A 12,204-nucleotide genomic window follows, 5' to 3' on the forward strand; every position below is an offset into this window, starting at 1 on the left:
ATTTTAGGCGCATGATGGACAAGATTTCGACCCCGGACGAAGCCGGACGCGCCCACCCCCTGCGGGTGGGCGTTGCCGTTCCAACCGGCGGATTAAATGTCCGCGTGGTCGCCACGGGCATGCTGGTGGTCATGGCGCTGGTGTTCGTCACCGCCAAATTTTATCAGGATGTCCACCCCGCGGTTGGCTTCGTGCGCGCCTTTGCCGAGGCGGCGATGGTCGGCGGACTGGCCGACTGGTTCGCGGTAACCGCCTTGTTCCGTCATCCGATGGGCATACCCATTCCGCACACCGCGATCGTCCCGCGCAACAAGAACCGCATCGGCGACACACTGGCGCGGTTCCTGCTCACCAATTTCCTGCTGCCGCGACTGATCGCGCGCAAGATGCAGACGGTTGATGTCGCTGGCGCGGTCGGCAAATTTCTGTCGCAGCCGGGTGAGGGCGGTGGGCGGCTGCGGCTTGGCGCGTCGCGAATCATCGCCGATGGGCTCGGCGCGCTCGACCAGCAACGCCTTGGCGGCATGGTCAAATCGGCGATCGCTGACCGGCTGCGCGAGCTCGATGTCGCGCCGTTGCTTGGACAGGCGATGCAGGCGGCGTTGGCGGAAGGACGGCACCAGCCGCTGCTCGATGCGATGGTCAAATGGGGGTCGAAGACGCTCGAACTCAACGAGCATCTGATCCACCAGATGGTCCACGATAACTCGAACGCAATTGTGCGCTTTACCGGGCTCGACGAGAGCATCTCGAACCGCATCGTCGCCGGGCTGTCGAAGCTGCTCAGCGAAATGGCGGTCGATGAAACCCATCCGCTGCGGATCCGGGTCGAGGAAGGGCTGGCCAAGATGGCGCTCGACCTGCAGCACGATCCCGAGGTGCAGGCGAAGGTTGCCAAGGTTCGCGACGAACTGCTCGAAAACAAGGCCGTCAAGCGCTGGCTCGACGGCCTGTGGGAACAGGGCCGCGGCGCGCTGCTGAAAGCCGCCCGCAACCCCGACACGATGCTCGCGGGGCGGATCGGCGAGCTGGTGACGCAATTCGGCGCAATGCTGGGCGAGGATGCCGCGATCAAACGCACGCTGAACCGCTACGCCCGCCGCGCCGTCGTCGGCGTCGTTGACAGCTATGGCGAAACGGCGCTGAAACTCGTGTCCGACACGATCCGCAGCTGGGACGCGAAGACGATCACCGACCGGTTGGAAAATGCCGTAGGCGACGATCTGCAATATATCCGCATCAACGGGACGCTGGTCGGCGGACTGGTCGGGGTGCTGATCCATGCGGTGGATGTGGTGATCTGATGCGTCGCCCCCGCGAAGGCGGGGGCCGTCGTAGGTTTACGCAACGGCGCTGAAGAAGACCGATAGCGGCCCCCGCCTTCGCGGGGGTGACGGCTACAGGCACGACGACAGCCCCTCGCGAAAACTGGGATAGCGCGGCGCCCAGCCCAAGAGCCGCTTCGCCCTGCCATTCGCAACCCGCCTGTTCTCGGCATAGAAAGCGTGGGCTGCGGGGGACAGGCCCGCCTCGTCGAGCGTCTGCAACGGCGGCAGCGGCGCGCCCAGCATCGCGGCGCCCCATTCGACCAGCCGGTTCTGGTGGCAGGGTTCGTCGTCGGCGAGGTTATAGACCCCCGGCGGCCCGCGGAAGGATGCGATCACGCCGCCCGCGATGTCGTCGACATGGATGCGGCTGAAAACCTGATCGGGCAGGGCGATGCGGTGCGCGCGGCCTGCGCCGATACGGTCAAGGATCGAGCGGCCCGGGCCATAGATGCCGGGGAGACGAAAGACCCGGACGTCGCTGCGCAACGCCTGCCAGGCCGCATCGGCGGCATTGCGGTCGGCGCGGCGTCCCTTGATCGGGGCGCTTTCATCGACCCAAGCACCGCCCGCATCCCCATAGACGCCGGTCGAGGATAGATAGCCGGTCCATGTCGCGGGGGCGACCGCGATCGCATCGCCATAGCGCGTCAGCACCGGGTCGGCGCCAGCGACGGGCGGCACCGACGACACGATATGCGTCGCCGACCGTAGCGCCGCCAGCACCGCGGATTCGTCGCCAAAGGCAATGCTGCCCGCGCGGCCGTCCTGCGTCGTTCCCGTCACATCCCACCCGCGCGCATGCAGGCGGTCGGCAAAGTGGCCCGCAGCATAGCCCAGCCCGAAAATCAGCATCTGTCCCATCGCCCGCCTTATTGCGCGGCCCGCGCCCCGCGCCTAGACCTGAAACATGACCGATGCCTCTTCCACCCCCGCCATCCCCGTCACCATCCACCGCGGCGATTATCGCCCGCCCGACTGGCAGGTGCCCGATGTGGCGCTCGATTTTGCGCTTGCGGTCGAGGCGACACGCGTTGCCGCGGCGCTGTCGGTCGTGCGCCACGTCGATACGGCCGTGCCGTTGGTGCTGCGCGGCGACGGGCTGACCCCGGCGGCGGTGCGCGTCGATGGCGAAGGCTGGAACGACTGGCGGATGGACGGCAGCGACCTGATCGTCGATCTGGGCGATCGCACGGCGGCGACGGTCGAGATCGACACGCTGATCCACCCCGCGTCGAACACCCAGCTGATGGGGCTCTATGCGTCGAACGGTATGCTCTGCACCCAGTGCGAGGCCGAAGGGTTCCGCCGCATCATCTTTCACCCCGACCGCCCCGATGTGCTCAGCCGTTACACGGTTCGCATGGAAGGCGACAGGGCGGCGTTCCCGATCCTGCTGTCGAACGGCAATTGCACCGCGAAGGGTGACGGTGCGGGCGGCAATCATTGGGCGCTGTGGGAAGATCCGTGGCCCAAGCCGAGCTATTTGTTTGCACTCGTCGCGGGCGACCTGGTGGTCAACCGTGACAGCTTTACGACGATGTCGGGGCGCGAAGTCGAACTCGGCATCTGGGTGCGCGACGGCGACCTCGATCGCACCGGTCATGCGATGCAGGCGCTGAAAGACAGCATGGCGTGGGACGAGCGCGTCTATGGCCGCGAATATGACCTCGACCTGTTCAACATCGTGGCGGTCAGCGATTTCAACATGGGCGCGATGGAGAACAAGGGACTCAACGTCTTCAATACCCGCTACATCCTCGCCGATCCCGACACCGCCACCGACGTCGATTATGACGGGGTCGAGGGCGTCGTCGCGCATGAATATTTTCACAATTGGTCGGGCAATCGCGTCACCTGCCGCGACTGGTTCCAGCTGTCGTTGAAAGAAGGCTTCACCGTCTACCGCGACCAGTGCTTCTCGGCCGATATGGGGTCGCCGCCGGTCAAGCGGATCGAGGATGTCCGCCTGCTCCGCGCCGCGCAATTCCCCGAGGATGCCGGGCCGCTGGCGCACCCGATCCGCCCCGACAGCTTTCAGGAGATCTCGAACTTCTACACCGCGACGGTCTATAACAAGGGCGCGGAGATCATCCGCATGATGGCGACGATGGTCGGAGCGGAGTGGTTCCGCAAAGGCACCGACCTGTATTTCGACCGCCACGACGGCGAGGCCGCGACATGCGAGGATTTCGTCCGCGCCATCGAGGAGGGCGCAGGCATTGACCTGACCCAGTTCCGCCTGTGGTACAGCCAGGCCGGGACGCCGCGCCTGTCGCTGTCGCTGGTTGAGGATGGAGGCCAATGGGCGCTCGATGTGCAGCAGACGGTGCCGCCAACCCCGGGGCAGCCCGACAAGCAGCCGATGATGATGCCGCTGAAACTCGCCGCCTTTGCGATGGACGGCAGCGGCGCGGCGATGCCCGAAACGCTGGTCACGCTGACCGGTGCGACGCAGCGGGTGATGCTCGGCGCCTTTGCAGCGCGGCCCGCGCTGTCGATCAATCGCGGCTTTTCGGCACCGGTCATCATCGATTATGCCCGCGCACCGGGCGAACTCGCGTGGCTTGCGGCGCACGACGACGATCCGTTCGCGCGTTATGAAGCGTTGCAGCAGCTGATGCTCGACACGCTGGTCGCTGCGGTATCGGGCGGAGCCCCCGATCATGGCGCGGTGATCGACGCCGTGGCGGGGACGCTGGCCGGGCGCCAGACCGATCCGGCGTTTGTCGCCGAGGCGGTGCTGCTGCCCAGCGAGGCGTTTATCGGCGACCAGATGGTGACCGTCGATCCCGACGCGATCCGCCGCGAACGGCTGGCATTGCAGGCCGCAATCGGTGCCGCGCTGGAAAGTGAATGGCGCGCGATCCTGGCGGGCCCCGCCCCGCCCGCGACCGACCTGTCGCGCGCCGCCAAGGGCGGCCGCCGCCTGCGCGGTGTCGCGCTCGCCTATCTGGCGGCGATCGGCAAGGACGATGTGCCTGCGTTTGCGTTCCGGATATTCTCTGACGCCGACGGGATGACCGAACGGCAGGCGGCGCTGGCGACGCTGGCGCATGGCGACAGCGACGAGCGCGCCCACGCGCTCGACATCTTCTACCAGCGCTATCGCGACAATCCGCTGGTACTCGACAAATGGTTCCAGGTGCAGGCGTGGTCGCTGCGCGCCGATACCGTCGATGCGGTCAGGGAATTGGCGCAGCATCCCGATTTCACCCTGGCCAACCCGAACCGCGTGCGGTCGCTATACGGCGCGCTGTCGGGCAATCAGGCGGCGTTCCATCAGGCCGATGGCGCCGGATACCGGCTGATCGCGGACCTCGTCATCGCGCTCGACCCAAAAAATCCGCAGACCGCGGCGCGGATGATCCCGCCGCTTGGCCGCTGGAAACGCTTCGACGATGCGCGCGCGGCGATGATGCGGAGCGAACTGGAGCGGATATTGGCGCAGCCGGGGTTGTCGAGGGATGTGACCGAGCAGGCGAGCAAGAGTTTGCTGGGGTAGCGAGCTTTGGGGTGGGTAGCGGACATACCCCACCCTCGTCACCCCGGACTTGATCCGGGGTCCATGACCCTTGCGCCGCCGTAATCTTGAGAGGGCAGATGGATCCCGGATCCAGTCCGGGATGACGATGTAAATTACAGCAGCTTTTGGTCGCTACCTGCTGTTCAAAGCGCGCAACCTAGCCCCCCAGCCATCCCGTAACTTCACCCGCGACCTTGTTCGCGGCGCGGGTCAGCGCTTCACCGACCAGCTTGGCTTCAACCTCGCCGCCGATCGCCTCGCGCGCTTCGAAGCGGCGCTGGCTGACCGTTTTGCCACCCGCGGCGACCAGCATTGCCTGATAGACGACGACCGCTTCGCCCGTCCGTGCATCGACGCCGAATTCCATCAGTTGTCCGGCAAGCTGTTCGCCCGGCGCGGTCAGATATTGCCCTTCGTCCAGCACTACGCGCGATGTGCGCGCGGACACCGTTTCCGACACAAGCCGCTGGAACAGGCGCTGCGGCGCCTCGACCCATTGTGCGTCCTTGACGTAGGTAACGCTGCTGTTGTCCTGCTGCACCGGGATGCGCGTCGTGCGCAGTTTCTGCGGCGCGGTCGGGATCAGGATGGTCAGCGTCGACGCGTCGGTGGCGGTGCGGGCGGCGCCCGCCGAAGGAGCGGCGGCGGCGTCGAGCGTCAACAGGAACGGCGGGGTCTTGCCGCCCAGGCCGATGCACGCCGACAGCGAGACGGCAAAGGCGGCGGCGAGCAGCGGGGTGCGGAGATGGCGGATCATGATCGTCCTCATTGCTTGTAATCGGGCAGCTTGCTGCCGCCCAGAACGGCGCCGGCACCCTGCTGGTCGAGCTTGTCAGTCAGGCTGGACAGCGAGGCAGACGTGCGGCGCAGGTCGCGGATCAGCGCATTGGCTTCGGGGATCGTCGTTTCGCTGAAGGTTTTCAGGCCTGGCCGCGCGTCGGCGATCGCGCCCTCCAGCGTGGCCATCGATTCACTGGCCGAACGCAGCGTTTTGCGCAGATCCTGCATCGCGGGATCGACGTTGCGGTCGATCGTGCCCTGCGCCGACGCCGCGAGATTGCCGATCTGTTCGGCGGCGACCCCGGTCTGCTGGATCGCAATTCGCGTGTCGGCGAGCGCCTTTTCGATCGCGGGGCCGTTGCGCGCGAGGATCGCGGTGCTGGCTTCGACATTGTCGAGGATCGCGGCAAAGCTCGCCTGATTGCGGTCGTCGGCGAGTTCGGCGAGCCGTTCGGTCAGCGTCGACAATCGCTGGAGCAACTGCGGCGCGGTGTTGAGCAATTCGCCCAGCCCACCCACGCGGGTCGGGATCACGGGCTTGCCCGCCGGACCCTTGTCGGCGATCGCGGGCGCGCCCTTGACGGCGCCGTCGAGTGAAATCTGCGACACACCGGTGAAGCCGACGCCTTCAAGCGCCGCGGTCGTGCCTTGCAGCACGGGCACGCCCTCGTTCACCTCGATGCGGACGCGGACGAATTGGGGATCGTCGGGCCACAGCGCAATTTCGCGCACCTGTCCTGACGGTACCCCCGAAAACTGAACCGCCGCGCCCTTGTTCAGGCCATCGACCGACTGTTTGAAAAAGATGTCATATTCGCGCTTCGTGCCGCCGCTGTCATTGGCCAGCCAGACGATGAAAAAGGCGAGCGCCGCAGTAAAGAACAGGACGAAGGCGCCGACCAGGACGTTGTTCGAGCGAGTTTCCATCAGCTTTTCCTATCGCCGGCCAACACCTTGGCCTGACTAGTTTGGTTTCCGCCCGCCGCGGCCCGGCCGCGGGGTCCGTTGAAATAATCCTGTATCCAGGGATGCTCGGTGGCAAGCAATTCCGGGATGGTGCCAACCGCGATCACCTTCTTTTCGGCCAGCACCGCGACGCGGTCGCACGTGGCATACAGCGAGTCGAGGTCATGGGTGATGAGGAAGACGGTGAGCCCCATCGTGTCGGCCAGCTCGCGGATCAACTCGTCGAACTTGGCGGCCCCGATCGGGTCGAGCCCGGCAGTCGGTTCGTCAAGGAACAGCAGCGCGGGATCGAGCGCCAGGCTGCGCGCCAGCCCGGCGCGCTTGACCATGCCGCCCGACAGCTCGGCGGGGTATTTCGGCCCCGCATCGGGGGGGAGGCCGACCATTGCGACCTTATACGCCGCAATTTCGTCGAGGAGTTTCTGGTCGGTGCGCGGATAATATTCGCGCAGCGGCACCTGAATATTTTCCGCGACGCTCAGGGTCGAAAATAGCGCCCCGCCCTGGAACATCACGCCCCAGCGGCGGCGCAGATCGCGCGATTCCTCTTCGTTGGCGATTGTGTCGAGCGTCTTGCCATAGACCTCGATCTCGCCCGCTGCGGGGGTTTGCAGGCCGATGATCGACCGCATCAGCACCGACTTGCCGGTCCCCGATCCGCCGACGACCCCCATGATCTCGCCCGACCGGACGTCGAGGTCGAGCCCGTCGTGGATCACTGCGTCGCCGAACTGGTTGACCAGCCCGCGGATGCGGATGGCATAGTCGAACGCCTCGGGCTGCACCGCATCGGCGGCTGCGAGCTCTTCGGCAACTTGGGCGTCGATCTCTTCGGTCATCAATTCCATCCGATCGAGGAAAAGAAGACCGCAAACATCGCATCGAGAACGATGACCAGGAAGATCGCGGCGACCACCGCCGACGTCGTGCGCTGGCCAACCTCCTCGGCGTTCTGGCGCACCTGCATGCCCTCGTAACAGCCGGTGACTCCGATCAATATGCCGAACACCGGCGCCTTGATCAGCATCGCCCAGAAATCGGTCATCGGGATGATGTCGCGCAGCAACTGGACATAGGTGACCGGCGGGATGTCGAGCCCGATCCAGCAGAATACCCCGCCGCCGATGATCGCGCAGATGCTGGCGTAAAAGCCGAGCAGCGGCATCAGGATCGTCGCGGCGGCAACGCGCGGCAGCACGATCGCCTCCATCGGCGAGACGCCGATCGTGCGCATCGCGTCGATTTCCTCGGTCAGCTTCATCGTGCCGATCTGCGCCGCAAAGGCGCTGCCCGACCGACCCGCGACCATTATCGCGGTCATCAACAGGCCGAGTTCGCGGATCGACGCGCGACCGACCAGATTGACGGTAAACACTTCCAGCCCGAACTGGCGCAGCTGGACCGCGCCCTGCTGTGCAACGACGATACCGATCAGGAATGTCATCAGGCCGATGATGGGGAGGGCGTCGACGCCGACGGTCTGGAACCGCGTCACGATCGCGTGCCAGCGCAGCCGCCGCCGGGCGCGGAGCTGGGTGCCGAGCGCCATGATCATCGCGCCGAAAAAGCCGACGATGCCGAGCAGTTCGTTCCACACCGCCATGCTGGCGACGCCGACCTGTTCGAGCATGCGGACCAGCGGCGGGCGACGGTCGCGGTGGACGCGATATTCGCTCTTGTCGCTGGCCAAGGCGTCGAGCAGCCGCTGTGCTTCCGGGCTGGCGCCGGTCACCTTGGCGCCATGCTCGTTGACGGTGCGGGTGACGATCCAGGCGCCGACGGTGTCGATCCGTTCGAGCGCCGACAGGTCGAGGGTGGCGATCGGGCCGAGCGCGTCGAGCCGCGCCGGCAGATCGCCGAGCCGCGCCAGCGTCAACCGGCCGGTGAAGCGGATGTCGGTGCCATTCGCACCTTCGCTCTGTTCGAAATCCGCCCGGGCCACCATCGTGCGGAGGACATTGTATTATTTGCCCGATCACGGCAAGCGAATCCCGTCCCCCTTGGCCGCTGCGCGGCGCGGCTCTATGATGGGCGCATGGAAACGCTGCCGATCGCCCCGCCCACCGATTACGCGCACCGCGTGGCGATGTACGACATGGACCGAACAATAACTCGATCAGGGACTTACAGCGGGTTCTTGATGCATGTTGCGGGGCGCCGCCAGCAATGGCGGCTGTTGCTGTTGCCGCTCGTCGGGCTGGCGAGCGCCGCCTATGCGCTGCGCCTGATCGACCGGTCGCGGCTGAAAGCGATCAACCTGCGGCTGCTGGTCGGGCCGCGGTTCCAGCGCGCCGAAATTGCGCCGCTCGCCGAAAGCTATGCCGACAAGGTGGTGGCGCGCGGGCTGCATCCCGCCGCGCTCGAACAGATCGCCGCCGATCGCGAGGCCGGGTATCGGTTGCTGCTCGCGACCGCATCCTTCCATCTCTACGTCGATGCGATCGCCAAGCGGCTGGGGATGGACGATGTGCTGGCGACCCGGCTCGACGAACCTGATGGTGCCGACCATATCCACGCGCGCCTGTCGGGCGACAATTGTTATGGGGATGCCAAATTCGCCCGGATCGACGGCTGGATGGCCGCCAACGCGATCACCCGCGACAGCGCCCATATCCGCGCCTATTCGGACCATCTGTCCGACCATCCCATGCTGCGCTTTGCCGATGAGGCGGTGGCGACGACGCCGTCGCGCGGGCTGAAGAAGCTGGCGCCGCAGATGGGCTGGTCGGTGGTCGATTGGCGGGCAGCGAAGCGGCGCCCCAAATAGCCCTCCCCCTTGATGGGGGAGGGTTTTGTGTTTCTCAAACCGCGTCCAGCGCCTGCGCGAAATCGGCGATCAAATCGTCGGCGTCCTCGATGCCGATCGAGATGCGGACCAGATTGTCGGTGATCCCCATCAACGCCTTGCGCGCGTCGGGTACCGACAGATGGGTCATCGCCGCGGGGTGGCTGGCCAGCGTTTCGGTGCCGCCCAAGCTGACGGCCAGCTTGGCGATCTTCAGCGCGTCCAAGAAACGAAAGCTCTCCGCCTCGCCGCCCTTGATGAACAGCGAAAAGGTTGATCCGGCGCCGGTGCAATGACGCTCGAAAATATCCTTTTGCGATCCTTCGGGCAGGAAGCCGAGGTAGCCGAGGCCTTCGACCTTGGGATGATCGCGCAACCACGCGCAAACTTTTTCAGCGTTTTCTCCGGCGCGGCTCATCCGCAGTTCGACGGTTTCCATCGACCGCAGCAGCATCCACGCGGTGTGCGGGTCGCAGATCGTGCCGATTGTGTTGCGCATCATGCGGATCGGCCCGAGCCAATGCTTCGATCCCAGCACCCCGCCCGCGACCAGATCGCTGTGGCCCCCGGCATATTTGGTCAGGCTGTAGAGGACGATGTCGGCGCCATGCGCCAGCGGCTTTGACCACAGGGGGCCAAGGAAGGTGTTGTCGATCGCGATCGGCGGCCGCGCGCCTTCGGCAAAGGCGGCGTCGGTCGCGGCGCGCATCGCCTGGACATCGACCAGCGCATTCGTGGGGTTAGCGGGGCTTTCCAGATAGACCATCGCGACCTTGCCGCCCTGATCGGCCGCCATCTGTTTGGCACGGGTCAGGATCGCGTCCATCTCGTCACGCGACGCCTCGGCGGGGAAGTCCACATAAGTCGCGCCGAACCGCGACAGAATGCGTGCGATCAGCGTTTCAGTGGCAGCGTAGAGCGGTCCCGAATGGACGATGACGTCGTTCATGCTGACGTGCGCGAGGAGCAGGGTGGCGATTGCCGACATGCCCGACGAGAACACGAGCGCATCCTCGGCCTTTTCCCAGACGCCCAGCCGCGCTTCGAGGATTTCCTGATTCGGGCCGTTGAAACGCGAATAGACCAAGCCGTCGGCGCCGCCCGGGCGCTTGCCGGTGATCCCCTCGAAATGATGCTTGCCCGCCGCGGCGCTTTCGAACGCAAAGGTCGAGGTCAGGAAGATCGGCGGCTTCAGCGACCCTTCGGACAGCATCGGATCATAGCCATAACCCATCATCAGTGTCGCCGGGGACAGTTCGCGCCCGCCGATTTCGGTGACGTCCTGCTTGGGCTTGCGGCGCGGGCTGGTGCCGGTGAGGTCGCTGTTGTCGATCGGGGGCATATTGTTGTCCTTGGGGTCAGATTAGTTTCGATTGCAACTAGCGCCCTTTGCCCCGCGCGTCACCCCAACATCGCTACGGCCCAGATGACTCCGATCAACAGCGGCACGCCCAGGACGTCGAGCGCCAATCCGGCCTTCAACATCCGCGGCAGCGCGATATGGCCGGTCGCCCAGGCAAGCGCGTTGGGACCGGTGCCCGACGGTAGCATGAACCCCCAACTGGCCGCCATCGCAACCGGCAACGCGAGCAGGATCGGGTCGACCCCGGTCGCCGCGATCAGCGCCGCGAGCACTGGCATGATGCCGCTGGCGGTCGCGACATTGCTGGCAAATTCGGTGATCAGGATGGTCAGCGCGACGATGATCGCGGCGAGCGCGATCGTCGGGATGCTGCCGAGCGGGGCCAGAACGGCGCCCAGCCACGCCGCCAGCCCGCTGGCGGTGATCGCTGCAGCGAGCGCGAGACCGCCGCCGAACATCATGATCACGCCCCACGGCGCGCGATCGGCCTCTTTCCAGATCAGTAGCGGACGGCCGGTGCCGTCGGGGAGCACGAACAAGAGCAGACTGCCCGCCACCGCGATCGTGCCGTCGGTCAGGGCGCCCTTGGGCAGGAAGGGTTCGAGCCACGGCTGTGCGATCCAGGCGAGCAGGACGAGCAGGAAGACTGGGACAACACGGCGTTCGGCGGTCGACCAGATCGCCTGCTTTCCCAGTGCCGATGCCGCCGCGACGCCGTCAAAGGGATGCGCTGCAAGACGCTGGACCCGCGCAATAATGATCATCGCGGCCGGCGTGGCGAGCAGCACGACGGGGACGCCGTAAATCGCCCAGTCGAGAAACGAAATGCGAAGCCCAAGTGCCTTTTCGATCAGCCCCGCGGCGATCGCGTTGGTCGGGCTGCCGACCAGCGTGCCGAGCCCACCGATCGACGCGGCAAAGGCGATGCCCATCATCACCGCGCCGGCAAATCCCTCGGTCTCGCCTTCGCGTATACCACCGGCGCGCACCACGGCGAGCGCGATCGGGATCATGATCAGCGCGGTCGAGGTGTTGGAAATGAACATGCTGAGCAGCGCGGTTGCCGCCATGAAGGCGAACAGCAGCCCGGTCGCGGTCGGCGCAGCGCGTTTGAGCAGCGCCAGCGCAAGGCGACGATGCAGGCCGACCCGCTCGATCGCGAGCGCGAGGAAGGCGCCGCCGAGGATCAGGAACAGGATCGGCGAATAATATTCCTTGGCGATGGCATTGGCGTCCATCACCCCGAATGCGGGAACCAGCAGGAAGGGGAGCAGCGCGGTGACGGTCAGCGGCATCGCCTCGGTCATCCACCAGATCGCCATCAGCACCGTCATCGCAGCGACATGCCAAGCGGTGGTTTCCATGCCCGCGGGGGCGGGGAGGGCGAGCATGACGATGAAAGTCAGCAGGCCACCGATCAGTCCAAGCAGGCGCGTGCGTGTCATCCGTCCCCCGAACG

10 protein-coding genes are annotated in these 12,204 nt (G+C 65.9%); 3 read left to right on the plus strand and 7 right to left on the minus strand.

Going from position 1 to position 12,204, the window contains the following annotated elements; genetic code table 11:
* Positions 1–11: 11 nt before the first annotated feature.
* Positions 12–1,304 carry a DUF445 domain-containing protein gene (locus J2X44_RS06710; RefSeq protein ID WP_405053344.1) on the plus strand — a complete coding sequence of 431 codons (1,293 nt, stop codon included), beginning with the start codon at positions 12–14 and terminating at the stop codon, positions 1,302–1,304.
* Positions 1,305–1,397: 93 nt separating this feature from the next.
* On the opposite strand, the gene J2X44_RS06715 is transcribed toward J2X44_RS06710, so the two are convergent.
* Positions 1,398–2,189 (minus strand): SDR family NAD(P)-dependent oxidoreductase, encoded by a 792-nt coding sequence (locus J2X44_RS06715; RefSeq protein WP_310088753.1) that lies wholly within the window; start codon positions 2,187–2,189, stop codon positions 1,398–1,400.
* Between the two features lie 46 nt (positions 2,190–2,235).
* On the opposite strand from J2X44_RS06715, the gene pepN reads away from it, so the two are divergent.
* The gene (gene pepN / locus J2X44_RS06720; protein WP_310088754.1) at positions 2,236–4,830 is read left to right on the plus strand and encodes an aminopeptidase N; all 2,595 of its coding nucleotides are present in this window, start codon (positions 2,236–2,238) and stop codon (positions 4,828–4,830) included.
* Between the two features lie 178 nt (positions 4,831–5,008).
* Here the strand turns inward: pepN and J2X44_RS06725 are convergent, their stop codons facing one another.
* From J2X44_RS06725 to J2X44_RS06740, 4 genes are read right to left on the minus strand one after another with little or no spacing between them, the layout of a single operon-like run.
* A complete protein-coding gene (locus J2X44_RS06725; RefSeq protein WP_310088755.1) occupies positions 5,009–5,608 on the minus strand; it encodes an ABC-type transport auxiliary lipoprotein family protein in 600 nt (199 codons plus the stop codon).
* Between the two features lie 8 nt (positions 5,609–5,616).
* Complete coding sequence (locus J2X44_RS06730) at positions 5,617–6,558, minus strand: MlaD family protein (protein ID WP_310088756.1); 942 nt, start codon at positions 6,556–6,558, stop codon at positions 5,617–5,619.
* Positions 6,558–7,436, minus strand: a complete 879-nt coding sequence (locus tag J2X44_RS06735) for an ABC transporter ATP-binding protein (RefSeq protein WP_310088757.1) — start codon at positions 7,434–7,436, stop codon at positions 6,558–6,560. Before J2X44_RS06735 ends, J2X44_RS06730 begins: the two co-directional genes overlap by 1 nt.
* On the minus strand, positions 7,436–8,542 hold the full coding sequence (locus J2X44_RS06740) for an ABC transporter permease (RefSeq protein ID WP_310088758.1): 1,107 nt from the start codon (positions 8,540–8,542) through the stop codon (positions 7,436–7,438). Before J2X44_RS06740 ends, J2X44_RS06735 begins: the two co-directional genes overlap by 1 nt.
* A gap of 90 nt (positions 8,543–8,632) precedes the next feature.
* Between J2X44_RS06740 and J2X44_RS06745 the strand changes: the two genes are divergently transcribed.
* Entirely contained in the window at positions 8,633–9,364 is a 732-nt protein-coding gene (locus tag J2X44_RS06745) for an HAD-IB family phosphatase (protein ID WP_310088759.1), read from the plus strand.
* 34 nt (positions 9,365–9,398) lie between these two features.
* On the opposite strand, the gene J2X44_RS06750 is transcribed toward J2X44_RS06745, so the two are convergent.
* Positions 9,399–10,724 carry a cystathionine gamma-synthase family protein gene (locus J2X44_RS06750; protein ID WP_310088760.1) on the minus strand — a complete coding sequence of 442 codons (1,326 nt, stop codon included), beginning with the start codon at positions 10,722–10,724 and terminating at the stop codon, positions 9,399–9,401.
* A gap of 59 nt (positions 10,725–10,783) precedes the next feature.
* The gene (locus J2X44_RS06755; RefSeq protein WP_310088761.1) at positions 10,784–12,190 is read right to left on the minus strand and encodes a DASS family sodium-coupled anion symporter; all 1,407 of its coding nucleotides are present in this window, start codon (positions 12,188–12,190) and stop codon (positions 10,784–10,786) included.
* Positions 12,191–12,204: the final 14 nt, after the last annotated feature.

This window comes from Sphingopyxis sp. BE259, assembly GCF_031457495.1.
In the GTDB taxonomy this organism is placed as follows: domain Bacteria; phylum Pseudomonadota; class Alphaproteobacteria; order Sphingomonadales; family Sphingomonadaceae; genus Sphingopyxis.

Excerpts from the sequence above, each read along its gene's own strand:
- J2X44_RS06750 (WP_310088760.1), bottom strand. The coding sequence starts at position 10,724 with ATGCCCCCGATCGACAACAGCGACCTCACCGGCACCAGCCCGCGCCGC.
- J2X44_RS06735 (WP_310088757.1), bottom strand. The coding sequence starts at position 7,436 with ATGACCGAAGAGATCGACGCCCAAGTTGCCGAAGAGCTCGCAGCCGCC.
- J2X44_RS06740 (WP_310088758.1), bottom strand. The coding sequence starts at position 8,542 with ATGGTGGCCCGGGCGGATTTCGAACAGAGCGAAGGTGCGAATGGCACC.
- J2X44_RS06710 (WP_405053344.1), top strand. The coding sequence starts at position 12 with ATGATGGACAAGATTTCGACCCCGGACGAAGCCGGACGCGCCCACCCC.
- pepN (WP_310088754.1), top strand. The coding sequence starts at position 2,236 with ATGACCGATGCCTCTTCCACCCCCGCCATCCCCGTCACCATCCACCGC.
- J2X44_RS06730 (WP_310088756.1), bottom strand. The coding sequence starts at position 6,558 with ATGGAAACTCGCTCGAACAACGTCCTGGTCGGCGCCTTCGTCCTGTTC.
- J2X44_RS06725 (WP_310088755.1), bottom strand. The coding sequence starts at position 5,608 with ATGATCCGCCATCTCCGCACCCCGCTGCTCGCCGCCGCCTTTGCCGTC.
- J2X44_RS06715 (WP_310088753.1), bottom strand. The coding sequence starts at position 2,189 with ATGGGACAGATGCTGATTTTCGGGCTGGGCTATGCTGCGGGCCACTTT.
- J2X44_RS06745 (WP_310088759.1), top strand. The coding sequence starts at position 8,633 with ATGGAAACGCTGCCGATCGCCCCGCCCACCGATTACGCGCACCGCGTG.
- J2X44_RS06755 (WP_310088761.1), bottom strand. The coding sequence starts at position 12,190 with ATGACACGCACGCGCCTGCTTGGACTGATCGGTGGCCTGCTGACTTTC.